We start from the raw sequence: 24,691 nt of genomic DNA, 5'->3' as shown, positions 1-24,691 counted from the left end.
CTTTAAGACTTGGTAGAGGGCGTCATGCCCTATTGTAGATCGGTGAATCAGTAAAAAGTTCACGCAGGAGCGACCTTTTGGCCGGTTAATGTCGTTAATCCCTCGACTTACCCATTTGACCTGAATGCAGCCGCTGCCGGTAAGCCTTATTCGTTGACAGAATCACCGTTTTGACACTGGCGGCATTGGCCTTGTGGGTAATGGCACCAATCACGTCGTCTTCTTCTATGCCGTTACGACAAATCGTCACTCGTCCCATTTGGCGGAAAGCATTATTGAATTCAACCAGCTTCTGGCGAAAGACCATCGGCATCGGCTTACGCTACGCTTCAGGCTTTTTCTCTTCGGTGATGCAATGTTCTTTACAGCTTATCGACATGAGGATGTTAATGTTTGCCTCTGATTTTTCGGCTGGAAACCGAACCCGCCGGATTCGGCACACTGGCTGCCTTGGCAACCAGGGCATACGGGTATTAGCGGATTCTATAAATGGCGTTACCCCAACCACCGTGTTGACAATAACGATCAGTTGAATCAAGTCTATGTAAAATATTAGTGTAGCTATAGAACATTGGAGAATGATTGGTACATAGTTCTGATTTACCATTGTCGCAGCTAAGAGGTGTAATCTTACCATTACTGATAATGTAGTCTCGTCCGCGAAACCCGCTCTTCCAATATGGGGTGGGTGCGTCACAACATATCGTTTTAATCCGGTGATTTTCTGAACATGTAGCGTTTATTGCATAATAAGTGCAGTCGTGCCTCCTGCAGAGGGCGTTCAATTTTTCCTCATCATATGATCTAAAAAAGGTCGGGGCTTCAGTGGTCGGGGCTTCAGTGGTCGAGGCTTCAGTGGTCGGGGCTTCAGTGGTCGAGGCATTGGTGGCCAGGGCTTTGGCGGTTACATTTCGGGAAGACAACGCTGTTGCAACAGGTGCTGCTGCACCCAACAGGGTTAAGCCATAAATGCCAGCAGACGCGGCCCCAAGCAACCCTATGGTTGCAACTGCTGTCAGAAAAGGGTGACGGACAATCCATTTAAACGCCCTGGTCCCACAACTTCGATCATCCTGCCTTACACCCGATTCAGTATCGTTTTGTGGAGCTTGTGCGTAATTATGAAGCTCGAAATTTGAACAACTTGCTGGATCCATAATAACACTCCTGATTTAAAAATTTGGTAGATGGCGTCATGTGCATTTGTAGATCCGTGGTTCAGTAAAAAGTTCATGTAGAAGCGGCATTTGGCCGGGTACTGTTGGTAATCCTTCATCCAGCAAGAGGCTGTCCAAGAAAAGCGCCCGTAGCGAGGACGACAGAAAACTGAGGATAAAAATTCGATTTGTCAAGTGAATGGCGGAGCTATTTGCCGAACATAAAAAGATGCTGAGTCGAGCATCGGCCACTTGCTGCAGCCAGCGGGCTTTTCGTCTTTTGACCTGCGCACAGCAACAGTGGTGGCCTCCAGCACGGCCTGTCTTTTTTCTTTTCGCTGATGCACTGCCCTTTGCAGCACATCGACATGGGGGTGTTAATGTTTGCCTCTGATTTTTCGGCTGGCAACCAAGGCATACGGGTGTTAGGGGATTCTGTAAATAGCTTTACCCCACCCTTTGGATTGACAAAAGTCCTTCATTGAATGAAAGACACTGTTACCACCACTCAATAAAAAAGATTTATTGGTACATGCTTGTGATTTTGTTCTGCAATTGACGGGTTCTCCGTTTGGCCGACTCATCCAATATGAGGAGTTGAGGGATCCTAGACAACATGCCGGGTTAACCTGGGGATTTCCTGTGCATTCAGCGCTTTTTGCATTAAAAGCGCAGGGAGCCTTGCAACGGGAGTTCAAGAATTTCTCATCTTCTGATCTAAAGATCGGGGCTTTGGTGGTCAGGGCTTCGGTGGTCGGGGCTTTGGTGGTTGAGATATTGGTGGTTGAGATATTGGTGGTTGAGATATTGGTGGTTGAGATATTGGTGGCCAGGGTTTCGGTGGTTACATTTCGGGAAGACAACGCCGTTGCAACAGGTGCTGCTGCACCCAACAGGGTTAAGCCATAAATGCCAGCAGACGCAGCCCCAAGCAACCCTATGGTTGCAGCTGCTGCCAGAAAAGGGTGACTGACAATCCATTTAAACGCCCTGGTCCCACAATTTCGACCATCCTGCTTTACACCCGATTCAGTATCGTTTTGTGGAGCTTGTGCGTAATTATGAAACTCAATATTTGAACAACTTGCTCGATCCATAATAACGTTCCTGATTTAAAACTTTGGTAGCTGGCATCACGCATATTTGTAGATCCGTGGACCAGTAAAAAGTTCACGTAGAAGCGACATATGGCCGTTTACTGTTGGTAATCCTTCATCTAAGTAGTGAAAATCATGAAAGCCCGCAGAACCATTAGGCTCAATGGCTATAAAAAAATACCCTTACAGAGCAAAATACAAATCCAGTGTTTTATATAAAAAAGATGCTGAGTCGGGCATCGGCCACTTGCTGCAGCCAGCGGGCTTTTCGTCTTTTGACGTGAGTACAGTGATGGTGGCCTCCAGCACGGGCCTGTCTTTTTTCTTTTCACTTTTAGCGGTTTCGAAGGGGGCAGCCTCGCCAAGGGCGTGTGGAAAAATCGAAGTTGGGGATGATAATTTTTACCTATGTTTTGTCTGGAAAACGAACTTGCCGGATTCGGCACGGTGGTTGCCCTGACAATCAGGGCGTACGGGTATCAGGGGATTCTGTAAATAGCTTTACCCCATCCTTTGGATTGGCAAAGTTCATCTACTGAATTATAGGTAAATCCACTACCATTTTTGTAAACACGCTCTGCGCCAATGGCTAATGAAGAATTATTGGTACATTGTGATGATGATGAGGCGCATTTCAAATGTGTAACGGTAGGGTAATTCCAATCGACGGTTTCTCCGTTATTCCAGCTCGCCCAATATGGGTTGAATGTGTAACAACATATCGGTCTAACCCGGCGATTTTCTGTGCATTCAGCGCTTTTTGCATAAAAAGCGCAGTTGGGAGCCTTGCAAAGGGAGTTCAAGTCTTTCTCATCTTCTGATCCAAAGATCGGGGCTCCGGTGGTCGGGGCTCCGGTGGTCGGGGCTCCGGTGGTCGGGGCTCCGGTGGTCGGGGCTTCGGTGGTCGAGGCTTCGGTGGTCGAGGCTTCGGTTGTCGGGGTTTTGGTGGTCGAGGTATTGGTTGCCAGCTCTTTGGCGGTTACATTTCGGGCAGACAATGCCGTTGCCACAGGCGCTGCTGCACCCAACAGCGTTAAGCCATAAATGCCAGCAGACACGGCCCCAAGCAACCCTACGGTTGCAACTGCTGTCAGAAAAGGGTGACGGACAATCCATTTAAACGCCCTGGTCCCACAACTTCGATCATCCTGCCTCACACCCGATTCAGAATTGTTTTGTGGAGCCTGTTGGTAACTCCGAAGCTCAATGCATGAACCTGCTCGATCCATAATAACACTCCTGACTTTAAACTTTGGTAGATGCGACATGCTATAAATCAGCAGACTTGTAGATCGGTAAAAAGTTCATGTAGAAGCGATATTATGACCGGTTACTGCCGGTAACCCTTCGTCTCTCAAATTTCGTTTTTCCGGGCTTCGTGACAGCGTCGGGACCCGGTGTGGTCGCCTAAACCCGGGTTGTCTCCTGGTATCGAAGGTCTTTTAAGCTCAACCCTAACTCCACATCATGCTGTAACGTTGCCAAACGTACCGATAGCTCGGCTTGTTCTCTTTGCTCCAGTACCTTTTTCAGCGCACCTTTCACCTTTTCCCCATTTGCCACTTCAGGCGCGAATATCTCATGCAAACTGCCAAACCGGTTAAGTAGCTCAGTCGCGCCTTTCTTTCCTACGACTTCCACACCGGGAACATCACCCTGTTTGCCTCTGATTTTTCGGCTTGAAACCGAACCTGCCGGATTTGGCACGCCGGTTGCTTTGGCAACCAGGGCATACGGGTATTAGCGGATTCTATAAAATGCTTTTGCGTTTACAACGATTCACAAACTGATTTTGCATTTTCACAAAGCCTGGCTCCAGACGATTTCACAGACATCTTGAATCTGCTGCCAATGTCTTTGCGCGCAAAGGCACTGAGTTCGGAATCAACCGTCTCAGTTAATCCGGATGTCATACACAAACAGCAACAGGCCATCGAGCTGGTAAGTGATCCCTTTCTTTACAGTTATGAGAAGCTCCTGGTCTTTCAACAAGCCTGAATTTCAACGTCATCTGGAAGCTGCCATGCACGGTGCGGCTGATTTGGCGTGGGTAACCGGGCCACTTCTGGATCAGCGCAAAAAAATAACCAGTTTGTTTCTTACCTTGATGATTGATAGTTGGGATGCTTTGTTTAAAGCAATTGCGCATGGATCCAAAGCCCAGAAACTGGAACTTGATACTTCATAAGATTAAAAGATAGCCAGGGTTTCAGGGTTAGGGATAGAGGTTTTCCTCCAGCTAAAGTAGCTGAAGGCTTTCTTTTTCTGTGAATATTATGAGTGCTTCTATGCACCTGCTATAGAAATAGAAAAATCATATAGAAAGGAGTTAAAGTTGAATAGTGTTGGCAACAAAGGCGATATACGTCCCGAAACTGATAGCTCTTCGTCAACAAAAACCAGTTTCAAATCTAATAGCTATAGTTGGTCAGCTTCAACAACCAAGTTTGACACCCTGCCGGTAACGGCTTTTGGCCATCGGACAGTCTGCGAATCGACCAGCAAGCTGCTGTCTCCTCACCCCAGAGAGTCTGAGCGACAAGAGCTGCTTCGGATCGCTGAGAGTGGGCACCTGGCGTTTCGGCGAATTGAAGTGCATGTAGAAGAAGATTACTTCACTACCAACCGTGCACCAAGACCTTTCAGTTTGGCTCTACCGGGGGAGATGATACCCGTCAAGCCAGTGCCAGAAGCGTTAGGCAGGTACATAGTAGGTATCAGCGATCCGCAATGCCTGTTCGTCTACAAACGTGATCCACGGACTGAGCGTTTGCTGGAGGAGCCAGACATGACTCCGGATACACTGCCAAAAAAACTACTATCAGATCTGCAGTCATTGCACGACAAACGTCGCGAGAATGCCAATCGAGTCAAATGGAGACTCTATCCTGATTGTTTCACCTCTGGACACCTTCGAGAAGATGGGACGTTCAGTTTACCTAAATTGAAAGACGGCGAATATAATCCCATATATGATTTCCCGGAACTGGTGCTCATTAACTACAGCAAGAAAGACATCCTGTGTTTCTTTGTATACAAGGATAAAGAGACCAATATTTCCGATATCCTGCAGTATAAGCACCGTTGTGAAGAGGTATTGAATCGTGAATCCTTACCTTTGGTTGTTTATTGCCATCGCACAGGCTCTGTGGAGGTCTGTTTTGATGATGAGCTGGACAGTGAACACCTGGCCAATAATGAGCGTTCTCTGGATGAGTTTGCGTTCTCACAGAGCATAGACCTGGATAACTTCAGAGCCCTGTTAAACATGCTGCCAATGCCTTTACGGGCCCAGGCGCTGAGTTCAAAATTAACCGTCCCACCCGATGTTATGCACAAATTACAACAGGCTATAGAGCTGGTGAGTGATCCCTGTTGTTACAGCTATGAAAGGCTTCTGGAATTGAAACAGGGTGGATTGCCCATTGAGCAGCGTTTTTTTCATAACGAGGCTGTTAAATCTTTGCTTGATATTCTCCTGGATACCGAAGTATTCAGACACAACGGGTTCCTGGATTTTGGCAGTACGAGAGAGGATGTGCTTAAGGGACAGCCAATTCGGATTCAGCAGGGGGAAGAAGCTTACCGATTATTTCAGCTGCTTTTGCAAAGCGGGGCAAGGCTGACTCAATGGGGCCTGGGCCGCATCGACGGTATGGAACGGTTTTTGGAATATGTATTGCCAGTGGGCATATTCAATTGTTTAGTGGCTGCCTCTGCTCCATTTGAGTTCCTGACCCTGCAACATCTCAGACAACTACCTTTGACCGGCTGCCCGGGAAGCGTCTTTGAATTTGACCGTATCTGCCGGAGCAACAGTCCAGTGCAACAGCAGGAATGCCTGAAAGGGATATTACTTTATGTGGTTACTCTGCCAAATCCAACCCTCGAACATATTCAGTCCAACTTATTGGCTCTTTTTCATTACCAGGTTTCCCTGGAAAAAGACGTTCTGGATAGTCTTGAATTCCGCCTGAAGGGGTATCATTGCCGGAATGGCAAAAAGGTCATTGATGATCTCTCCGTAGATGATTATATCCACTGGCTTGAAGAACTGTACAAGCAACGAAAAACGCATCCTTTCTACCAGAATTGGCCAGAGCATGTCCGTCAGGCTCAGCAGGAAATAACAGATCTGAAACAATCTCTCGGTCTAAACGATTCTGTCACATTGGCGACACCCCTGGCAGCCGGAACACCAACGGCGTTGCAGTTTCTGGTGGACGCCTTCAGCAAACCCCCGGTCCTGCCTGATAATGCCGGCGATAATGAAAAAACCATCCTGAAGGTATTGCAGCATTATTACCGCCGTCCGGGGCCGGAACGGGTGATCAAGAGTCTTGGCAGACAAACCATGCCAACACAATGGAAACTGCAACACAGCTGCAGTCATGTCCTGCGGGCCAGGAATAACGGACACTGGTATATGGAATTGCTGGAGAAATTTAAGCTGTGTTCCCTGAGCAAAAAAGAAAAAGAACTCCTGTCTCTGGCGATTATCTACCATGATGCGGCTGCCGAAGATGTCGACAAATCAGAAGAAGAAACAAGATCGGCTGATTATTTTAAAAGAGACTTGGCAGGATACTACCCCGAACAGCTGCTGGAAGATATGGCACTGGCAATGATCAACAAGGAAAAAGATGTCGATGGTAGCGATGAACCGAACCTGTCTGAGTCTGTGCGCTGGTATCTGCGCATATTACGCTTTGCGGATCGAATGGATATTATCCGTTATTGCGGTGTTGGGGCTGATTTTCCCAGGATGATGGAGACTCAACCCTGGGGTTTTGATGCTACACGTCTTGACCTGCCAACGCAGTTACCCTGGAATTTTCGCTCAGGCTCTGGCAACCAGACTGAATTCCAACGTCATCTGGAAGCCGCCATGCACGGTGCGGCTGATCTGGCGCGAATAACCGGGCAACTTCAGGATCAGCGCAAAAAAAACTACGCACTGATCTACGGTCTCAACGACACTGGCGCAAAGATCTCTGAAAACTTTGAATGGACAACTGAGCCGGTGCGGAGAATGAACCAGTTTATTGACGACAATGTTCGCCGCAAAATTGCTCAGGAGGCCGGAATTATTGTCTGTTCAGACCCCAGTCACAAAACCTGCAAGGCTGATCAGAACAAAGGGATCACTTATGGTATTCATAACAGCTGGTATGATCTGGCGCAGGTGGCGATTCCAACCGGAATGACACTGCTGGAAAAGATGCAGTACCAACATGACCCATCGCTGCTGAGCCCGGCAACACAACAGGCACTGAAGCAAGAGGTGCAGCGTCTGAAGAGCAAAGGTATACGGATGAATACGGGCACCTTGAAGCAGGAAACACTGGCTTCGAAGGAAGCCCGAAAAGTGCTGAAACAACGGGGTATTGCCGTGATCAGGGAGAAGCGTCGCTACTTCACTAACGATGACCTCCCGAGAGAACGGGAAATGCTTGTGCCAAAGAAGATAGCGAAGCCTGATGCTCAGAGCGCGTCGGCAGAGTGGGCCTGTAAAATCCTTTGATCTGGCTATGAAATGCCCTGAGTTGTCTCCTGGTATCGAAGGTCTTTTAAGCTCAACCCTAACTCCACATCATGCTGTAACGTTGCCAAACGCACCGATAGCTCGGCTTGTTCTCTTTGCTCCAGTACCTTTTTCAGCGCACCTTTCACCTTTTCCCCATGTGCCACTTCAGGCTCAAATATCCCATGCAAACTGCCAAACCGGTTAAGTAGCTCAGTCGCGCCTTTCTTTCCTACGCCTTCCACACCGGGAACATCGCCAACACCCGCCATACCCCAGTAGTCCAGTAACTTTTCAGGGGGCATTCCATATTCTGTGCAGACAGAGGCACTGTCAAAATTCTCTTTCTGGAAATGATCCCGCTGTATGACCAGGGGTGAATGCAACAGCTGTCGGTATGTCTTATCCGTTGACAGAATCACCGTTTTAACATTGACGGCAATGGCCTTGTGGGTAATGGCACCAATCACGTCGTCAGCTTCTATGCCGTTACGACGAAATGTCATTAATCCCATCTCGCGGAAAGCATTATTAAATTCAACCAGTCTCTGTCGTAAGACTATCGGCATCGGCTTGCGCTGCGCTTTATACCCTGGCAGAAGCTGATGTCGCCAGGTAGGAGGGTCGCCATCAAAGACCATCAGAATATGGCTTGGGTTGCACTCTTTGATGGCTCTTTGCACGGATGCCAGTGTTGCAGATAATGCCCCATTCACCTGTTGGTTGTCATCGCCCTGAGGCTCCCTTGAGGGAATGGCCGCATGGATGCGACGTATCAGGTTCAGAGCATCAATCAGAAGCAGTGTTGGTGCCATATTATCGGTTGATTCCAGCGGTGAGTATTTACGTTTGACAATGATAACGGAAATTTGCTCAAAGCAGGCTGTGGATTTTTTCTATGTTCTGGTATGTTAATGGATCGGCACAGTACACGGTTTCAATGTAATTGATGGGTTCCCTCTATCAATGGCACCCAAACTCCGTTCGTCCTGAGCGGAGTCGAAGGACCCATAGGGCCTAAAGGCGTAAACTCCAAACCCTGAATAAAGTCTGTGCCAATCACCCTTCGACTCCGCTCAGGGTGAACGGAGATTATGCTCATCAAGCTCATTGAAATGACGTAACAGGTATAAATTACAAAAAAATACGCGGTAATTCAGGAAGTTCCATGAATGATCATGATTTGACTGAGGCTTTGGCATTTGCAACTCAGTCCATCCGGGCAGGTTCGTTTCGCAGTGATCAGCGTGAGCACAGTGAAGCCATCTATCTGAGTTCAAGTTTTGTCTATGACAGTGCTGCCCATGCTCAGGCAGTTTTTGCCGGGGATGAACCGGGTAACGTCTATTCCCGTTATACCAACCCTTCAGTGCAGATGCTGGAAGCGCGCATGGCGGTGCTGGAAGGGAGTGAGGTTGACGACGATATTACCGCCTGTGCCACGGCTTCTGGTATGGCCGCTATTCTTGGCACCTGTATGTCGCTGCTGAAAAGTGGTGATCATGTCGTTTGTTCCCGCAATGTATTTGGTACAACATTCACTGTCTTTGCCCGGTATTTTGCCAAGTTCGGTGTGCAAACCACATTTGTTGATCTGGTGGACTATCAACAGTGGCAAGAGGCGATGACACCACAAACCCGTCTTCTATTTCTGGAAACCCCTTCTAATCCATTGAGTGATGTGGCTGATCTTGAACGGCTGGCGGATATTGCCCACAATAACGACGCCTTGCTTATGGTGGATAACTGCTTCTGTACTCCAGCCCTGCAACGTCCACTCTCTTTTGGTGCGGATCTGGTGGTGCATTCGGCCACAAAATACATTGATGGCCAGGGACGTTGCCTTGGAGGCATGGTGGTTGGCAGGAAACAGCTCGTGGATGAAGTCCACTTATGGCAGCGGTCTGCGGGGGCAACCATGAGTCCATTCAATGCCTGGGTGTTTTATAAAGGGTTGGAGACGCTCTCTGTGCGTATGGACGCGCACTGTCGAAACGCTTTGGAATTGGCGTCCTGGCTTAGTCAGCATCCGGCTGTGGAGCGTGTTCATTATTCCGGGCTGAACTCCCATCCGGGCCATGAGCTGGCGAAAAAACAGCAGCAGGGTTTTGGTGGTGTGCTGGCCTTTGAAGTGAGCGGTGGTCGGGAGTCCGCCTGGAAAGTGATTGACAGTGTTCAGATTATGTCCCGGACTGCCAATTTGGGGGATACCCGGACCACCATCACCCATCCGGCAACAACAACACATTGTCGTTTATCCGATGAAGACAAAATAAAGTCAGGCATTACCGAAAGTCTGGTTCGTATTGCCGTTGGTCTTGAGAATATTGATGACCTGAAAGCCGATCTGGAAAAGGGACTCAGCCGGTTGTTGTAAGCCCAGTGTGTTGCTTGTCCAGGGATGGCGCTCTTAATAAGAACAAAGCCGGAATCATGATTTATGAACTCAACGCTGCAGAACTCTCTGGACGCGCTGTCTGGTGTTATTCGGGGTAAAGACCGGGAACTTCGCTTGGCATTGTGCTGTATGTTAGCCCGGGGCCATCTGTTAATCGAAGATCTGCCTGGTATGGGGAAAACAGCACTGGCACTGTCACTGGCCCGATTGCTGGGGTTGGAGTATCAACGAATCCAGTTTACCAGTGACCTGTTGCCGGCTGATATTCTGGGCGTTTCTATTTTTGATCGGGCATCATCTGAATTCCAGTTCAAGCCAGGTCCTGTGTTTTCCCAGCTGCTGCTGGCGGATGAAATTAACCGCGCTTCACCGCGAACCCAGAGCGCACTTCTGGAAGCCATGGAAGAACGACAGGTGACCATAGAAGGGCAGGGCAGATCGTTGCCTGAGCCGTTTGTGGTGATTGCCACCCAGAATCCGTTGACGCAACAGGGAACATTTCCACTGCCTGAATCGCAGATGGACCGCTTTTTGATGTGTATTCCCATGGGATACCCGGATACCGACTCAGAAAAAGCCATTCTCCGGGGTGAGGCCGGGCGATTTCTGGTCAGCCAGCTGGGGCAGTCAGTGACACCAGAGGCGTTTCTGTTGATGCAACAGGAAGTCGATAACGTCCACGCCAGTGACCTCCTGCTGGATTATGTGCTGCGATTACTGAAGGCCACCCGTGAAGAGGGTTATTTTGCCGTTGGTTTATCGCCAAGAGCGGGTTTAGCGCTGTTGCAGGCAGCAAGGGCCTGGGCCTACATAGAGGGAAGGGATTACCTGATTCCTGAAGATATTCAGGCCGTGTTTGTCCCGGTTGCTACTCACCGGCTGACCATGCAGAAACAAGGCATATCGCCCGGTGAACTCCTTGGTCGCATTAATGCCATGGCTTGAGTGGTTCATCGATGAAAAACTCACCCCTTACTGCATCCCGGCGTCGGCTGAACAAGCAGTTTCAGCAGTGGGCTGATCAGCGCACACCTCGGGCGAGCCGAATTCAGCTTAACCAGCGTCGTATTTATATTGTACCGACAGGCTCGGGATTTTTCTGGCTTTCCATGGTTCTGGTGATTTTTCTGGTGGCGGTTAATTACCGTAATTCACTGGCTTATGGTCTCTGCTTCTTTATGCTGAGCCTGTTTTTATTAGCCATTATTCATACGTGGCGTAATCTGGCCGGCATGACCCTGGTGGCCAAGAGGGCAGAAGCCGGATTTGCCGGTGAGCGGATACCGGTTTCGATAGAATGTCTCAGTGAACGGCGGCCGCGTTATTCTATTGCCATTGGCTGGCCGGATACCGAATCCGCTGTCGTGAGTTTTGACAGCGATCGTGAGCAGGGTCTGCTTGCTCAGGCTGGATTGCGGGGATGGTTTCGGCCCGGGCGACTGCGTATAGAGAGTATTTACCCTTTGGGATTATGTCGGGCATGGAGCTGGGTTCGTCTGGATTTTCACTCGCTGGTTTATCCGGCTCCGGATGACCGATACCCGTTACCGGAGAATGAAACCATAGACGATGGTGAGCGGTCATTGACGACGTCAGGTTTTGAAGAGTTTGCCGGATTCAGAACTTATCAGCAGACAGATACCCCTGCCCATGTTTTCTGGAAAGGCTATGCCCGAACAGGAGAGCTGTTGACCAAGCAGTTTGATCAGCCATCAGGCCGTGAACTCTGGTTTTCCCTGGATCAGGTGCCGGAAGGAGATCTTGAACAAAAGCTTTCGGTGCTGACCGCCTGGTGTTTGCAGTGTGATAATCAACAATATGCCTATGGTCTGGCACTGGCAGGGCAGCAACTGGCACCATCAACCGGTGAGTTACATTTAAAGCAGTGCCTGGAGATGCTGGCGTTGTATAAGCTGGATCAGGGTATGGCTGGAGGAGTAAATGGATAGCCCGGCTGTTTCCCGTTATGCCACGCTCTGGCTTCTGGTGGCACAGGTTATGGTGGCATTGCCGGTGCTTGAAGTCCTGCCCATTGCGGTGCTTCCTCTACTGGTGCTGACCCTGATGTGGCGTGCACTGATCTGGTTTGGCAGAGGCTCCTGGCCATCAGATCTGTTAAGACTTCTTTTGGTCGCCCTTTCCCTGGTCATCATCATTACTTCCTCGGGTTGGCAATTTTCACTGGAATTGGCCGTAACGTTCCTGGTGACCGGTTATGCGTTGAAAATGCTGGAGATGAAAACCCGCAGAGATGCGTTGGTGATCGCCTATATCGGCTTTTTTGTGGTGGGGGCCGGGGTGATTTATTCCCAGTCCCTGATGCAGGCGCTATACCAGTTATTGTGCCTGGGTGTGTTAGTCGCAGCGATTCATGCGATGTATTCGCCAGCATCCAGTGCTTCTGCCAGTTTCTCCATAAAAGGCAGTCTTCGTTTTACCGGCCTTATTCTGCTGCAAGCCCTGCCTTTAACGTTGGCTCTGTTTATTTTTGTTCCCCGTCTTGGTCCATTATGGGCAGTGCCCTGGCCTGAAGGAGAGGCTAAAACCGGGCTGTCCGACACGATGCAGCCAGGTGATGTAGCAAGGCTCAGCCAGTCTTATCAGTTGGCTTTTCGGGCTCAGTTTACCGGTTCTGTGCCATCGGCCAGGGAACGTTATTGGAGAACCCTGGTTCTTGATCAATACGATGGTGAACAGTGGTGGCAAAGTGACCTGATACGTTTATTGAACCAGTTCCCGGGAGAAATCGATGATGAGCGAGACTGGCAGGGTAGATTGCCAGTGATTGATGGCTGGTGGCAGGTTCAGCCAGGGCAGTATAACTATGAGGTGTTATTGGAGCCCAATGGTCGACAGTGGCTTCCCGTTCTGGGTATGGCCGCAGCAGCGGTTCCGGAAACAACAGTTGTGAGAACCTTACGACTGGAAGCAGATAAGCCTGTTTTTGAACGACGTTTGTATCAGCCTGCGCAACAGAGCGTGGTTGCACAGACGATGACGATGCCTTCCTGGTTACTGGGTCTTAATAAGTCATTGCCTGACAATGGCAACGCCCAGAGTCGTATGTTGGCGCAACAGTTGTTTGCCGAGTCTGGTTGGGATCCGGTTACCATGGGCCGGCGGGTAATGGACTATTTCAATCAGGAGCCTTTTTACTACACCCTGTCGCCACCGTTGATGGAACAGAATGAGGTCGATCAATTTCTGTTTGTCCATCGCAGAGGGTTTTGCGAGCACTATGCCAGCAGCTTTGTGTTTATGATGCGCTCGGTGGGGATACCAGCACGCATCGTGACCGGTTATCTCGGAGGGGAGTACTTACCCGAAGAAAAGGTGATCAGAGTACTTCAGCGAGATGCCCATGCCTGGGCAGAGATTTGGGTTGAAGGGCAGGGGTGGATTCGATTTGACCCTACCGCAGCGGTAGCGCCGGAGCGTATTGAGCTTGGCATTGATGACATGATTGAGCAGGGCGGATTGTTGCAGGGGCAGATTCCTCTGGCTTATCGTTTGGGTCAAGCCGGCTTTTTCAAGTCGGTTCGACAGGGCTGGGAGCGACTTGAGTACCGCTGGCAGAAGTCCGTGGTGCAGTACCAGCAGGAAAAGCAGCAGTCTTTTATGAAGGAATTGTTTGGTACTTCATCCTTTTACTGGCAACAGATCGGTGTGCTCGGTGCATTATTAGCGCTGTTTCTTCTGCTTTTTGGGGTCTTTGCGCTCTTTCAAAGGCCTGCACTCAATCCTCATCAAAAGCTCTGGTTACGACTGGAACGTAAGCTGGTTGCCAGGGGTTTTGAACGCCAGGCAGGGGAAGGGCCTAAAGATTTCGCATTGCGAGTAAACGCTGAAAATGATGCGTTGGGTGCGCAACTATTATCGATTGTGGATCTCTATATTCAGTCGGCCTACTCGGGACGGGGGAAAGTGGAGAAACCGTTGCTTGATCAGTTGAGCAAGATGATCAAGCAACTGTAAGTTACTCAGGCATCGCCACATAAATGCCTTTGTAGGTTGCGATGTTTATGGATGACTGCTCTTCTTTCTCTGTTGAATATAACTCAACCGTTAACTCCAGTTTGGCATTGCGACGCTCATTCAAACGATCAAAAAAACAGTCGGGAACCATGGCGCTGCAGTGGGCTGATATGCGGCTTTTGCCGGGAGCATGGTAAGTCAGTTGGGAATCGGCAATAACGGCAGCGCAGTCCTTTACACGTGTTCTGGCATGAAGTGTGGTAAACAGCCAGCCACAGATGGTGGCCAGCGCGGCAATACTGCCACCAAAAGCAGTTCCTTTATCGTTGATATTGGGCGCCAGTGGGCAGCTGATCACTAATTCTCCATCCTTGAACTGATCAAAACTGACTTCCATATTATTCAATAGCGGGATGTTGTCTTTTATCCACGCGATCAGTTCTGGTGTAAAAAGGGATTCTGGTGTTGCCGTGTCCATATTGCAGGCCATCACTCATCTGGTATTTAAATAACTATGATAAAAAAATAAAAAGCCCCTGATAACAGGGGCTTTTGTGTCGATTAACGCAGCAATGTATCAGCTGGCTTTGGCGATAATATCGTCAGCAGCCTTCTGATACGACTCTACCTGGTCAAAATTGAGGTAGCGATAGACGTCACCCGCCATAGCATCCAGGTTGCTGGCGTATGCCATATACTCTGCCACGGTCGGGATTTTGCCAAGAATGGCACCGACAGATGCCAGCTCAGCAGAACACAGGTATACGTTAGCGCCATCCCCCAGACGGTTAGGGAAGTTACGGGTAGAGGTAGAGAGTACGGTTGCGCCTGGCTCTACCCGTGCCTGGTTACCCATACAGAGTGAACAGCCCGGGATTTCGGTCCGCACACCGTTGTCGTTGTAGATGTTGTAATAGCCTTCTTCTTCCAGCTGTGCCTTGTCCATTTTGGTGGGAGGCGACATCCAGAAGCGGGTCTTCAGAGGATCATGGTTCTGTTCCAGCAGTTTTCCGGCCGCACGGAAGTGGCCGATATTGGTCATGCAGGAGCCCAGGAACACTTCATCGACCTTGTCACCGGCAACATCCGACAGTGTACGGGCATCGTCCGGGTCGTTTGGCGCACAGAGAATGGGCTCCTTGATGTCTGCCAGATCGATTTCGATCACCTCAGCGTATTCCGCATCGGCATCCGCACGCATCATGGTTGGGTTGGCCAGCCACTCTTCCATCTTACGGGCACGACGTTCCAGAGTGCGGGCATCGCCATAACCTTCACTGATCATCCAGCGCAGCATGGTGATGTTGGACTTCAGATATTCAGTGATGGACTCTTCAGACAGGGTGATGGTACAGCCGGCAGCAGAGCGCTCAGCAGAAGCATCGGAGAGCTCAAAGGCCTGTTCAACGGTGAGGTTTTCCAGGCCTTCAATTTCCAGTACGCGGCCGGAGAAGGCATTTTTCTTGCCTTTCTTCTCGACGGTCAAAAGCCCCTGCTTGATGCCGTAGAGTGGAATGGCGTGCACCAGATCACGCAGGGTAATGCCCGGCTGCATTTCACCTTTGAAGCGAACCAGAACAGACTCTGGCATATCCAATGGCATAACACCGGTTGCCGCCGCAAATGCCACAAGGCCTGAACCTGCAGGGAAAGAGATGCCCAGCGGGAAGCGGGTGTGGGAGTCACCACCGGTACCCACGGTATCTGGCAGCAACATACGGTTCAGCCAGCTGTGGATGATGCCGTCACCAGGGCGCAGGGCGACACCGCCCCGGTTCATAATGAAGTCTGGCAGGGTGTGGTGAGTTTCCACGTCTACCGGCTTTGGATAGGCGGCAGTGTGGCAGAAAGACTGCATAACCAGGTCAGAAGAGAAGCCCAGACAGGCCAGATCTTTCAATTCATCACGGGTCATTGGTCCGGTGGTGTCCTGAGAACCGACAGTGGTCATTTTGGGCTCACAGTACTGACCAGGACGGACGCCGGGCACACCGCAGGCTTTGCCGACCATTTTCTGGGCCAGCGTGAAACCATGGGTTGATTCTTTAGGGGGCTGCGGACGGCGGAATATGTCGGAATGGCCCAGATCCAGCGCCTCACGGGCCTTGTCCGTCAGTCCACGGCCAATGATCAGGTTGATACGGCCACCGGCCTGTACTTCGTCAAGAATAACGTCGGATTTGAAAGTGAACTCAGACAGGACTTCTCCGGACTCAGAGAGGATCTTGCCATCGTATGGGCGAATTTCGATCACATCCCCCATATTCAGCTGATCCACCGGGGCTTCAAACACCAGGGCACCGGCATCTTCCATAGTGTTGAAGAAAATAGGGGCTACCTTGCTGCCTATACAGATACCGCCAGCACGCTTGTTGGGCACGCCGGGGATATCATCACCAAAGAACCAGAGCACCGAGTTGGTGGCAGACTTACGGGAAGAACCGGTACCAACAACGTCACCCACAAATGCAACCGGCAGGCCTTTGCTCTTGATGGCTTCAATTTGCTCAAGCGGGCCGGTAACGCCGTGTTCTTCAGGTTCCAGACCATCACGGGTCATCTTGTAGGCAGCACGAGCGTGCAGAGGAATATCCGGACGAGACCAGGCATCAGGGGCAGGGGACAGATCATCGGTATTGGTTTCACCGGTCACCTTGAATACCGCCACCTTGATGCTTTCAGGCACGGCATCACGCCCGGTGAACCATTCTGCTTCGGCCCAGGATTTCAGAACGGCCTGGGCATTGGCATTGCCATCTTTGGCTTTTTCTTCCACATCGTGGAAAGAGTCGAACACCAGCAGGGTTTTTTTCAGCTGTTCAGCGGCAAGTTCACCCAGCTCGGTGCTGTCCAGAAGGGCAATCAGGGTCTCGATATTGTAACCACCCAGCATCATGCCCAGCAGCTTAACGGCTTTCTTGCTGTCAACCAGTGGGGATTCAGCGTCGCCCTTGACGATGGCGGAAAGGAATCCGGCTTTTACATAGGCGGCTTCGTCAACACCGGGAGGAATACGATTTTCAAGGAGGTCAAGAATATATTGTTCTTCACCGGCTGGTGGATTTTTCAGCAGTTCAATCAGGCCTGACACCTGTTCTGCATTCAGCGGCTTTGGTGGGACACCTTCTTGGGCACGCTCTTCGACGTGTTTTCTGTAGGCTTCTAACACGAGTTCTACCCTCATCATCTGTGGCAGGCTCTTGGGCGATCCTTCGACAAACCTTTATGATCTTGTGGGTCCGTCAGACGTTCCAAGGAAATCTTTACCAGTAGCACTGGTGGCGCGGGCAGTATAGCGAAAGGTGCCTGTCAAGTTAAGTAAAGACCGTAATAGCCACTATTTTTTCTGTGAATGACTGTTTCGGTATTTGTGATTTACGCAGGCAGCATCTGAAGAAGCCGAAGCAGCCTCTTCAGGTGGAATTGACAAAAAGTCAGGATTCAATGATTTCGTAGCAGGGTTGGTAATGGCTTCCGGGCAGTTTCATCCGGTGCTGATCAACAAACGATTGCAGAAGGGTGTCCATCTGTTTCATCAGGCCCGGTTCACCACTGAGTTTATAAGGGCCATGCTCACGAATCAGGTTGACACCGTCTTCCTTGATATTCCCGGCAACAATGCCCGACATAACACGACGGAGGTTAGCTGCCAGCTGGTGGGCCGGGAGATTGCTGTGCAGTTCCTGGCTGGCCATGTTTTCATGGGTGGGCTCGAAAGGCTGCTGGAACTCCTGGTCAATCTTTAACAGCCAGTTAAAGTAGTAGGCATCCCCATGTCGACGACGGAAGCGGGTTACTTTTTCCAGGCCACGGGCCATGATCGTGGCAACCCTGGCTGGATCATTGACGATGATCTGGTACTTTTCCTGCGCCTCTTTGCCCAGTGTATTGCCAATGAAGTTGTCAATCTGTTCAAAGTAAGCTTCCGACCCGGCGGGCCCTGTCAGGATCATGGTCAGGGGAATGTCTTTATTGTCCGGGTGCAGGAGAATACCGATCAGGTAAAGAATCTCTTCACAGGTTCCCGGTCCACCCGGAAATACAATGATACCATGCCCCAGACGGACAAAGGCTTCCAGGCGTTTTTCGATATCGGGCAGGATAACCAGCTCATTGACAATCGGGTTAGGAGACTCGGCAGCAATAATGCCAGGCTCGGTCAGGCCAATAAAACGACCATGACTGATCCGCTGCTTGGCATGGCCAATGTAGGCACCTTTCATCGGCCCCTTCATCGCACCGGGGCCGCAGCCGGTACAGATATTCATTCTTCTGAGGCCCAGTTGATAACCGACCAGTTTCGTGTATTCATATTCATCACGGCCAATGGAGTGTCCACCCCAGCAGACCACGATATTGGGCGTCTGCTTGGTGATAAAGGCGTTGGCATTTCTGAGTACCTCAAACACCAGGTGTGTGATGTCGGATGAACTTCCGTGATCGAAACGCTTGTCGCTGGTGATCAGGGACGAAACATAGAGAATATCCCTGAGTACGGAAAACAGGTTTTCCCTGACGCCCCGGATCAGTTTTTTATCAACAAATGCGGATGCCGGGGCATTGATTAGCTCGAGTTTCAGTCCACGGTGTTCCTGAACAATGCGGATATCAAATTCGGAGTAGGTTTGTAACAGCTCTTCTGCGCTGTCACCTTCCATCTCATCACTTAACACAGCCAGGGCGCACTGGCGGAACAGGCGATGCAGGCCTGCTTTGGTATTATCCTGAAGAATATTGACTTCCCGGCTGGACAGTACTCGCATGGAGCCAACCGGGTTAACAATGGCGGAGACTACATTAGGCTTACTCATTATGCCCCCTTAAAGGATGGTGTTCGGTGTCTGACAGCATTGTTTCGGTGGTTATGGCAGTAATGGATGCTGGTCAGGACAAAAATATATTTAACTAACTATCGGATCCTGTGGGTTGAAATCGAGTGAAAATTACAGTTTTTACTGATTGGTGAAATTAACATTCCTATTGCCATAAGCAAATTATACCGGTTTTGCTCGCCTATGATCAGTCTTGACGAAAGGATGCCGCTCTGACAAATTGGCTCAGATGCCACAAACGCCTTTGCCTTTTTGTTGAATGTTGACTGGTATTTTCTGTTTTCGATTACCAATAGCTTGATATAAGATGTTGCCATAATAAATAAATGAAAGGCAGATAACAGGAGATCTCGATGCCTGGCCAGCAAGAGGTGGAAGCGTCTGTGGAAAGTGTGGTGGTGGTTGATGACCATAATTTTGTTCTCGGGTCCGTTCCCAGGGGGAAGATGCGAGAAGAAGCACTCTGCCACAGGGCAACCTATATTTTTGTCTTCAATTCAGCAGGGCAGCTGTATGTTCAGGAGAGGACCCTGAATAAGGATATTTATCCGGGCTACTTTGATCCCGCTACAGGGGGCGTTGTTACCGAAGGGGAAAGCTACGATCAGGCGGCTGAACGGGAGCTGGCTGAGGAGCTTGGTATTGAGAATGTGCCCATCACTTCGCATTTTCACTTTTTTTTCCATAATGATGATTGTCAGGTCTGGGGCAGGGTCTACAGCTGTTATTATGATGGTCCTTTGACCCTGCAGGAAGAAGAGGTTGCCAGTGTGGTGCTGGAATCACCGGACGAGGTGCTGGCGAACCACAACCACCGAAATTATACGCCAGACAGTCTGGTTGCTCTTGAGAGACTGGTTCACTGTCTCAAAACATTCTGATGTAGGCCAATGTGTTTGGCGACGATAGGTAGTGTATGTTTACAGGTATTGTGAAGGGATTTTTTCCGGTTGGTCGAATTGAAAAATTCAACGAACTGAACCGTATTACTGTGCTGTTGCCGTCCACATTGCTGGAAGGCCTGGAAACCGGAGCCAGTATTGCAGTGAATGGATGCTGTTTGACAGTTACTGATTTTGACCGGGAAAGTGCCACTTTCGATGTGATGAAAGAGACCCTGAGGGTTACTAACCTGGGGGCGCTGGGAGAAGGTGATAAAGTCAATATTGAAAGAGCTGCACGCTTTGGTGACGAAATTGGCGGGCATCTTCTCTCTGGTCATATTCACGATACTGTTGAGATTTGTGACATTAAGCAGGAAGAAAACAATGTGACAGTGTTCTTTCAATTTGCTTCTGAATGGCAAGACTATATTCTGCCTAAAGGCTATGTGTCTCTGAATGGCTGTAGTCTGACTATTGGTGAGAAGGTTGAGGGAGGGCGCTTTTGTATCCATCTTATTCCGGAAACCTTAAGAATGACGTCGTTTGGTACAGCGGAAGTTGGCGATAGAGTTAACCTGGAAATAGACAGCCAGACTCAGGCGATTGTCACTACGGTGAAAAGTTATCTGGAATCAACCAGGTTATGATATGAGTCGTGATATAGTTCTCTGAACCTTTTTATACTGTCGCAGGGTTGCAAATTCTTGAGATACAACCCTGTGTCGTTTCGGTATCTGTTTCTTCATTATTTTTCTGCTATTTTAAAAAACTTTAATATGCTTATTACGTCTTATATATCATTTGAAAAATTTTGCTGCACGGCCCAGAATAAAAGTGCTCACTAGCGTGTCCAAACGGGGTTAGATCCCGCTGCTATTGTAAGAGTGATTAAGAAAGCGCCACCTGATCGGGTGGCGTTTTTTATTTACGGCAGTGTACGGTTGGCTACTTACTTTTTTCCTTTGCTTTTGCTGACCGCTGGAAATGCAACCTTATAGACGTCATCGTACTGGCTGGCAAATTGTACAGAGATGCCTTCACGGATGTAATCCGGTAGCTCATCAAAGTCTCTGCGGTTATCTTCCGGAAGAACCAGGTTCATAATTCCCTGCCGTCGAGCAGCAATCACCTTTTCTCTGATACCGCCCACAGCCAATACTTTGCCTGTCAGGGTCAGCTCTCCGGTCATCGCCAGATTTTTCAGGGGTTTAATGCCTTTCGCCAGAGAGATTAAAGCGGTTGTCATGGTGACACCGGCACTGGGGCCATCTTTCGGGGTGGCACCTTCCGGAACATGGAGGTGTATAAATGCAGTTTTCAGAAAGTCTTCCTGAATACCCAGCTTTTTGGCGTGACTGGTGGTATAGCTGTAGGAGATTTCAGCCGACTCTTTCATCACCTCACCCAGCTTGCCAGTCAGTTTAAAACCGGCTCTTTGCTGATGTATCAGGCAGGCTTCAACAGGGAGTGTGGCACCACCCATTGCGGTCCAGGCAAGACCGGTGACTATGCCAAGACCTTCCATGGTTTTTTCTTTACGAAAGTAGGGGGCTCCGAGAAAGTCCTCCAGGTTTTTAGCCGACACCGTCAGCTGGTGTTCATCATTTTCCAGAAATTTGACGACAACTTTGCGAATGATTTTTTGCAACAATTTCTCAAAGTGACGAACCCCTGCTTCCCGGGCATAACCATCAATAATTTTACGGAAGGTAGTATCTGAGATTCTAAGCTGGCTCTTTTTCAGTCCGGCTTTGTTCAGTTGTTTGGGCCATAAGTGATTCTTGGCAATCGCCACCTTCTCTTCGGTGATATAGCCGGACAGCCTGATTACATCCATGCGATCAAGCAGTGGTCCCGGGATAGTATCCAACTGATTGGCTGTGCAAATGAACAGGACTTTTGACAGATCAATTCTCATGTCCAGGTAGTGGTCAAGAAACTCGTTGTTCTGCTCAGGGTCCAATACCTCCAGCAGTGCCGATGCGGGATCACCACGGAAGGACGCACCAATTTTATCAATCTCATCAAGCATGATGACCGGATTGGAGACTACTACTTCCTTCAGTGCCTGAATCAGCTTTCCGGGCATCGCTCCAATATAAGTACGACGATGTCCTTTAATCTCAGATTCATCTCTCATGCCGCCCAGGCTGAAACGGTAAAATTTGCGGTCCAGAGCTTTGGCGACGGACTTGCCAATAGAGGTTTTGCCTACACCCGGGGGACCTACCAGCAACATAATGGAGCCAGACACTTCTTTCCGGTAAGCACCCACTGCCAGAAACTCAACAATGCGCTCTTTAACGTCCTCAAGGCCGTCATGGTCGGAACTGAGTACGTTTCTTGCGTGATGAAGATCGAGATTATCTTCAGAGTACAGACCAAAGGGGACAGATGTCGCCCAATCGAGGTAATTTCTGCAAACAGCGTATTCCGGGGAGCCGGTTTCCAGAATAGAAAGCTTTTTCAGCTCATCATCGATTTTACTCCTGGCACTTTCAGGGACGGTCAGCTTTGCCAGTCTCTGCTCGAACTGTTCAATCTCGGCAGTTCGGTCATCTTTCGATATGCCCAGCTCTTTTTGAATAACTTTAAGCTGTTCCTTCAGGAAGAATTCACGCTGATGATTACTGATTTTTCGGTTAACTTCCGCATTGATTTCACTCTGGAGGCGGGCAACCTCCTGCTCTTTGCGAATCAGCACCAGTACCTTTTCCATCCTGCGTTGAACAGGAATGGTTTCCAGTACTTCCTGAAGCTCCTGTCCGGGAGCGGTGGTAATAGCCGCTGCAAAATCTGCCAGGGGGGAGGGGTCTTTGGGACTGAAGCGGTTCAGATAATTTTTCAGCTCCTCGCTGTACAGAGGATTCAGCGGGATAAGCTCTTTGATCGCCTGGATCAGTGCCAGTGCATAGGCTTTAACTTCATCACTGTCATCTTCAGGGGTGTCGATATAGTCGACCTGAACCAGGTAAGGAGGTCGACGACGTAACCACTGTCGTATTTTGAAACGTTGCATTCCCAGGGCAATAAACTGAACCTGGTCATTGTCTGAAACAATATTATGGATTTTGACAACGCAACCTACCTGGGGAAAATCTTCCGGCGCAACGTCTATGCCGGGCAATCGGCCAACAAAGCTGAGACCAACCGCTTTATGAGGGCTCTGGCCAACACGCTGCAGTGTTTCTCCCCACTCCTCATTGCTGAATACTAACGGTTGTACCTGTGCAGGAAAGAAAGGGCGGTTTGAAACGGGGATCAGATAGAGTTTGTCTGGTAGCGACTGGTGTGGAAGTACAAGTCCGGTACTGGTTTTTTGACTGTCTTCGTCACCATCGAGCACTTCGGGGTTGTTTGGATCCTGATCTGTCATAGTCTGTCTGCAAAAGGTGGTTTAACAGGAAAGTCTGGTTGATATTCTGTTGCAAAGAGATGGTGTAGCGGGCTTTTAGGAAGCTTGGGCTAACCCATTACTCAGTGCTTCAACCTTGTGTTCTGGATAGTCTATTTTGAGGCTTATCCAGTAATTTCAATAGTCAGTGCACTTAAGTATGGTTTAGATAGTCAGGATTGGTAACGGGAATATTGGGCTGCTGACCAGTGGTAATGGAGAGGGTTTTATCCACTGTTCATGAAAGTTATGACTGATGAAATGGTGACAATTTAATGACGGCAACCAGCCTCTGGAGTGACAATACAGGTAAAGATCATGGCAGCTTAAACCCTGTGCATAGTATGATTGCCTGACCTGCTGCGCTGGCGGTCAGGCTATGAAATTTTGAAGTGGTTGCAGCTCAGTATGCTGGAAGCTGCCAATTAAGTGGGATAGTATTTCCTGACAATAATAAGGTGTGTAGTATGCAAAACTATGACTCTCTTTATCGTATTCCTCTTATAACTGCCTTGCTTATGTTGCTGTCATTGCCTGTTAATGCGCTTGTCATTAATAAGTACGACCTGCCAGACACTATTGCGGCGGAGGGTGATAAACCAGAGCTTAAATTGCAGGGTGCGGCAGTGAGATCATGGTATCTGATGGTTAAAGGGTATATCGGTGCTCTTTATCTGGAAGAGCCGACCAGTAACCCTGAAGAGATTTATGCCTCTGACACGCATCAACGAATGGCATTTGTTATGCTGGTGTCAAAAATGAGCGCCCGACGGATAGCCAATGCCTTTTATGAATCCATCCAATTGAACAGCCCACCCGATGAGCAGGAAGCGGTGAAAGAGGATCTTGAGAAAATCTTTACGCTGGTTGATGGTTCAATGAAAAAAGGTGAACAGGCTGTGTTTGAGTACCTTCCGGGTAAAGGGTTGCGGATTGAAATTGCCGGTGATGAGAAAGGTATCGTTCCTGCCAATAAAGAGTTGTTCAATCTGTTCCTGCGAGTGTGGATTGGTGAAACACCACCCAGTAAGCCTTTTAAAGAACAGGTTTTGGGGGCTGCTCCGGCTGCGTGATAATTTGATCCGCTTATCTGCCCGGGATTTTTTGTCTTGCAGTTACCTCAGGCATTGCCTTGAATGCGGTGTTTGTCAACATAGTTGTCGCCTCAACTTAAGCGGCTTTGCTTAGTTGATCATCAGCAGGCCTGTCGGGATTCAACCAGACTTCATCAGCCAGATCCCAGTTCCTTGTTGACCTCTTTCCCCAGCGCTCTGGGTGGCGTTCTTTGGCTTGTTCATAAACCTTTCTGCGGTTAGCCATAAGCATCTCGGTTTCACCACGATGCCTTTGCCCGGGTGTCAGAAATTTCAGTCCACTGTGCTTGTGCTCTTCGTTGTACCATTGGGCAAAACCATGCACCCAGCTACGTG

The 24,691-nt window shown here is 49.4% G+C and carries 20 protein-coding genes and 1 pseudogene; 11 read left to right on the top strand and 10 right to left on the bottom strand.

The window, feature by feature from the left end:
* Positions 1–94: 94 nt before the first annotated feature.
* On the bottom strand, positions 95–307 hold the full coding sequence (locus tag CX664_RS20925; protein ID WP_146000188.1) for a hypothetical protein: 213 nt from the start codon (positions 305–307) through the stop codon (positions 95–97).
* A gap of 166 nt (positions 308–473) precedes the next feature.
* Positions 474–1,157, bottom strand: a complete 684-nt coding sequence (locus CX664_RS20920) for a hypothetical protein (RefSeq protein ID WP_101748605.1) — start codon at positions 1,155–1,157, stop codon at positions 474–476.
* 642 nt (positions 1,158–1,799) lie between these two features.
* Here CX664_RS20920 and CX664_RS26620 point away from each other — a divergent pair.
* Together CX664_RS26620 and CX664_RS20910 are read left to right on the top strand one after the other, a co-directional pair.
* Positions 1,800–2,066 (top strand): hypothetical protein, encoded by a 267-nt coding sequence (locus CX664_RS26620; protein ID WP_163370204.1) that lies wholly within the window; start codon positions 1,800–1,802, stop codon positions 2,064–2,066.
* 351 nt (positions 2,067–2,417) lie between these two features.
* Positions 2,418–2,714, top strand: coding sequence for a hypothetical protein (locus CX664_RS20910; protein ID WP_101748604.1), 297 nt, complete (start codon positions 2,418–2,420; stop codon positions 2,712–2,714).
* A gap of 19 nt (positions 2,715–2,733) precedes the next feature.
* On the opposite strand, the gene CX664_RS27140 is transcribed toward CX664_RS20910, so the two are convergent.
* Together CX664_RS27140 and CX664_RS20900 are read right to left on the bottom strand one after the other, a co-directional pair.
* The gene (locus CX664_RS27140; protein WP_206679283.1) at positions 2,734–3,483 is read right to left on the bottom strand and encodes a hypothetical protein; all 750 of its coding nucleotides are present in this window, start codon (positions 3,481–3,483) and stop codon (positions 2,734–2,736) included.
* A 178-nt stretch (positions 3,484–3,661) separates the two neighbouring features.
* Positions 3,662–3,961 carry a 5'-3' exonuclease H3TH domain-containing protein gene (locus CX664_RS20900; protein ID WP_163370206.1) on the bottom strand — a complete coding sequence of 100 codons (300 nt, stop codon included), beginning with the start codon at positions 3,959–3,961 and terminating at the stop codon, positions 3,662–3,664.
* A gap of 316 nt (positions 3,962–4,277) precedes the next feature.
* Here CX664_RS20900 and CX664_RS26615 point away from each other — a divergent pair, with 316 nt between their 5' ends.
* Positions 4,278–4,442, top strand: a complete 165-nt coding sequence (locus CX664_RS26615) for a hypothetical protein (protein ID WP_163370207.1) — start codon at positions 4,278–4,280, stop codon at positions 4,440–4,442.
* A 147-nt stretch (positions 4,443–4,589) separates the two neighbouring features.
* Positions 4,590–7,778 carry a hypothetical protein gene (locus CX664_RS20895; protein WP_101748602.1) on the top strand — a complete coding sequence of 1,063 codons (3,189 nt, stop codon included), beginning with the start codon at positions 4,590–4,592 and terminating at the stop codon, positions 7,776–7,778.
* A 5-nt stretch (positions 7,779–7,783) separates the two neighbouring features.
* Here CX664_RS20895 and CX664_RS20890 read toward each other — a convergent pair whose 3' ends face one another.
* A complete protein-coding gene (locus CX664_RS20890) occupies positions 7,784–8,593 on the bottom strand; it encodes a 5'-3' exonuclease H3TH domain-containing protein (RefSeq protein ID WP_101748601.1) in 810 nt (269 codons plus the stop codon).
* A gap of 353 nt (positions 8,594–8,946) precedes the next feature.
* On the opposite strand from CX664_RS20890, the gene CX664_RS20885 reads away from it, so the two are divergent.
* The 4 genes from CX664_RS20885 to CX664_RS20870 all read left to right on the top strand — a co-directional run bounded on the left by CX664_RS20885 (position 8,947) and on the right by CX664_RS20870 (position 14,151).
* The gene (locus CX664_RS20885) at positions 8,947–10,155 is read left to right on the top strand and encodes an O-succinylhomoserine sulfhydrylase (protein WP_101748600.1); all 1,209 of its coding nucleotides are present in this window, start codon (positions 8,947–8,949) and stop codon (positions 10,153–10,155) included.
* 63 nt (positions 10,156–10,218) lie between these two features.
* The gene (locus tag CX664_RS20880; protein ID WP_101748599.1) at positions 10,219–11,121 is read left to right on the top strand and encodes an AAA family ATPase; all 903 of its coding nucleotides are present in this window, start codon (positions 10,219–10,221) and stop codon (positions 11,119–11,121) included.
* A gap of 11 nt (positions 11,122–11,132) precedes the next feature.
* The gene (locus CX664_RS20875; RefSeq protein WP_101748598.1) at positions 11,133–12,125 is read left to right on the top strand and encodes a DUF58 domain-containing protein; all 993 of its coding nucleotides are present in this window, start codon (positions 11,133–11,135) and stop codon (positions 12,123–12,125) included.
* Positions 12,118–14,151 carry a transglutaminase TgpA family protein gene (locus CX664_RS20870; RefSeq protein ID WP_101748597.1) on the top strand — a complete coding sequence of 678 codons (2,034 nt, stop codon included), beginning with the start codon at positions 12,118–12,120 and terminating at the stop codon, positions 14,149–14,151. Before CX664_RS20875 ends, CX664_RS20870 begins: the two co-directional genes overlap by 8 nt.
* A gap of 1 nt (position 14,152) precedes the next feature.
* On the opposite strand, the gene CX664_RS20865 is transcribed toward CX664_RS20870, so the two are convergent.
* The 3 genes from CX664_RS20865 to ppnN all read right to left on the bottom strand — a co-directional run bounded on the left by CX664_RS20865 (position 14,153) and on the right by ppnN (position 18,962).
* The gene (locus CX664_RS20865; RefSeq protein WP_163370213.1) at positions 14,153–14,629 is read right to left on the bottom strand and encodes a YiiD C-terminal domain-containing protein; all 477 of its coding nucleotides are present in this window, start codon (positions 14,627–14,629) and stop codon (positions 14,153–14,155) included.
* Between the two features lie 99 nt (positions 14,630–14,728).
* Positions 14,729–17,320: a bifunctional aconitate hydratase 2/2-methylisocitrate dehydratase gene (gene acnB / locus CX664_RS20860; RefSeq protein WP_101748614.1), complete on the bottom strand. Its 2,592-nt coding sequence runs from the start codon at positions 17,318–17,320 to the stop codon at positions 14,729–14,731.
* Positions 17,321–17,585: 265 nt separating this feature from the next.
* The gene (gene ppnN / locus CX664_RS20855) at positions 17,586–18,962 is read right to left on the bottom strand and encodes a nucleotide 5'-monophosphate nucleosidase PpnN (RefSeq protein ID WP_101748595.1); all 1,377 of its coding nucleotides are present in this window, start codon (positions 18,960–18,962) and stop codon (positions 17,586–17,588) included.
* 374 nt (positions 18,963–19,336) lie between these two features.
* On the opposite strand from ppnN, the gene yfcD reads away from it, so the two are divergent.
* Together yfcD and CX664_RS20845 are read left to right on the top strand one after the other, a co-directional pair.
* Complete coding sequence (gene yfcD, locus CX664_RS20850) at positions 19,337–19,864, top strand: NUDIX hydrolase YfcD (protein ID WP_101748594.1); 528 nt, start codon at positions 19,337–19,339, stop codon at positions 19,862–19,864.
* Between the two features lie 35 nt (positions 19,865–19,899).
* Positions 19,900–20,514, top strand: coding sequence for a riboflavin synthase subunit alpha (locus tag CX664_RS20845; protein ID WP_101748593.1), 615 nt, complete (start codon positions 19,900–19,902; stop codon positions 20,512–20,514).
* 302 nt (positions 20,515–20,816) lie between these two features.
* On the opposite strand, the gene lon is transcribed toward CX664_RS20845, so the two are convergent.
* On the bottom strand, positions 20,817–23,243 hold the full coding sequence (lon, locus tag CX664_RS20840; RefSeq protein ID WP_101748592.1) for an endopeptidase La: 2,427 nt from the start codon (positions 23,241–23,243) through the stop codon (positions 20,817–20,819).
* Positions 23,244–23,728: 485 nt separating this feature from the next.
* On the opposite strand from lon, the gene CX664_RS20835 reads away from it, so the two are divergent.
* A complete protein-coding gene (locus CX664_RS20835; protein WP_101748591.1) occupies positions 23,729–24,334 on the top strand; it encodes a chalcone isomerase family protein in 606 nt (201 codons plus the stop codon).
* 97 nt (positions 24,335–24,431) lie between these two features.
* Here CX664_RS20835 and CX664_RS26610 read toward each other — a convergent pair.
* A pseudogene (locus CX664_RS26610) lies at positions 24,432–24,691 on the bottom strand (IS3-like element ISGur5 family transposase); the annotation flags it as partial.

The sequence above is a fragment of the Endozoicomonas acroporae genome (assembly GCF_002864045.1).
GTDB classification, from domain to species: Bacteria; Pseudomonadota; Gammaproteobacteria; order Pseudomonadales; family Endozoicomonadaceae; genus Endozoicomonas; species Endozoicomonas acroporae.
The sequence above is the reverse complement of the archived record's forward strand: the minus strand, read 5'-3'. Positions and strand labels throughout refer to the sequence as shown.

Excerpts from the sequence above, each read along its gene's own strand:
- CX664_RS20925 (WP_146000188.1), bottom strand. The coding sequence starts at position 307 with ATGGTCTTTCGCCAGAAGCTGGTTGAATTCAATAATGCTTTCCGCCAA.
- CX664_RS20920 (WP_101748605.1), bottom strand. The coding sequence starts at position 1,157 with ATGGATCCAGCAAGTTGTTCAAATTTCGAGCTTCATAATTACGCACAA.
- CX664_RS20910 (WP_101748604.1), top strand. The coding sequence starts at position 2,418 with ATGGCTATAAAAAAATACCCTTACAGAGCAAAATACAAATCCAGTGTT.
- CX664_RS27140 (WP_206679283.1), bottom strand. The coding sequence starts at position 3,483 with ATGGATCGAGCAGGTTCATGCATTGAGCTTCGGAGTTACCAACAGGCT.
- CX664_RS26615 (WP_163370207.1), top strand. The coding sequence starts at position 4,278 with ATGCACGGTGCGGCTGATTTGGCGTGGGTAACCGGGCCACTTCTGGAT.
- CX664_RS20890 (WP_101748601.1), bottom strand. The coding sequence starts at position 8,593 with ATGGCACCAACACTGCTTCTGATTGATGCTCTGAACCTGATACGTCGC.
- CX664_RS20885 (WP_101748600.1), top strand. The coding sequence starts at position 8,947 with ATGAATGATCATGATTTGACTGAGGCTTTGGCATTTGCAACTCAGTCC.
- CX664_RS20880 (WP_101748599.1), top strand. The coding sequence starts at position 10,219 with ATGAACTCAACGCTGCAGAACTCTCTGGACGCGCTGTCTGGTGTTATT.
- CX664_RS20875 (WP_101748598.1), top strand. The coding sequence starts at position 11,133 with ATGAAAAACTCACCCCTTACTGCATCCCGGCGTCGGCTGAACAAGCAG.
- CX664_RS20870 (WP_101748597.1), top strand. The coding sequence starts at position 12,118 with ATGGATAGCCCGGCTGTTTCCCGTTATGCCACGCTCTGGCTTCTGGTG.
- CX664_RS20865 (WP_163370213.1), bottom strand. The coding sequence starts at position 14,629 with ATGGACACGGCAACACCAGAATCCCTTTTTACACCAGAACTGATCGCG.
- ppnN (WP_101748595.1), bottom strand. The coding sequence starts at position 18,962 with ATGAGTAAGCCTAATGTAGTCTCCGCCATTGTTAACCCGGTTGGCTCC.
- yfcD (WP_101748594.1), top strand. The coding sequence starts at position 19,337 with ATGCCTGGCCAGCAAGAGGTGGAAGCGTCTGTGGAAAGTGTGGTGGTG.
- CX664_RS20845 (WP_101748593.1), top strand. The coding sequence starts at position 19,900 with ATGTTTACAGGTATTGTGAAGGGATTTTTTCCGGTTGGTCGAATTGAA.
- lon (WP_101748592.1), bottom strand. The coding sequence starts at position 23,243 with ATGACAGATCAGGATCCAAACAACCCCGAAGTGCTCGATGGTGACGAA.
- CX664_RS20835 (WP_101748591.1), top strand. The coding sequence starts at position 23,729 with ATGCAAAACTATGACTCTCTTTATCGTATTCCTCTTATAACTGCCTTG.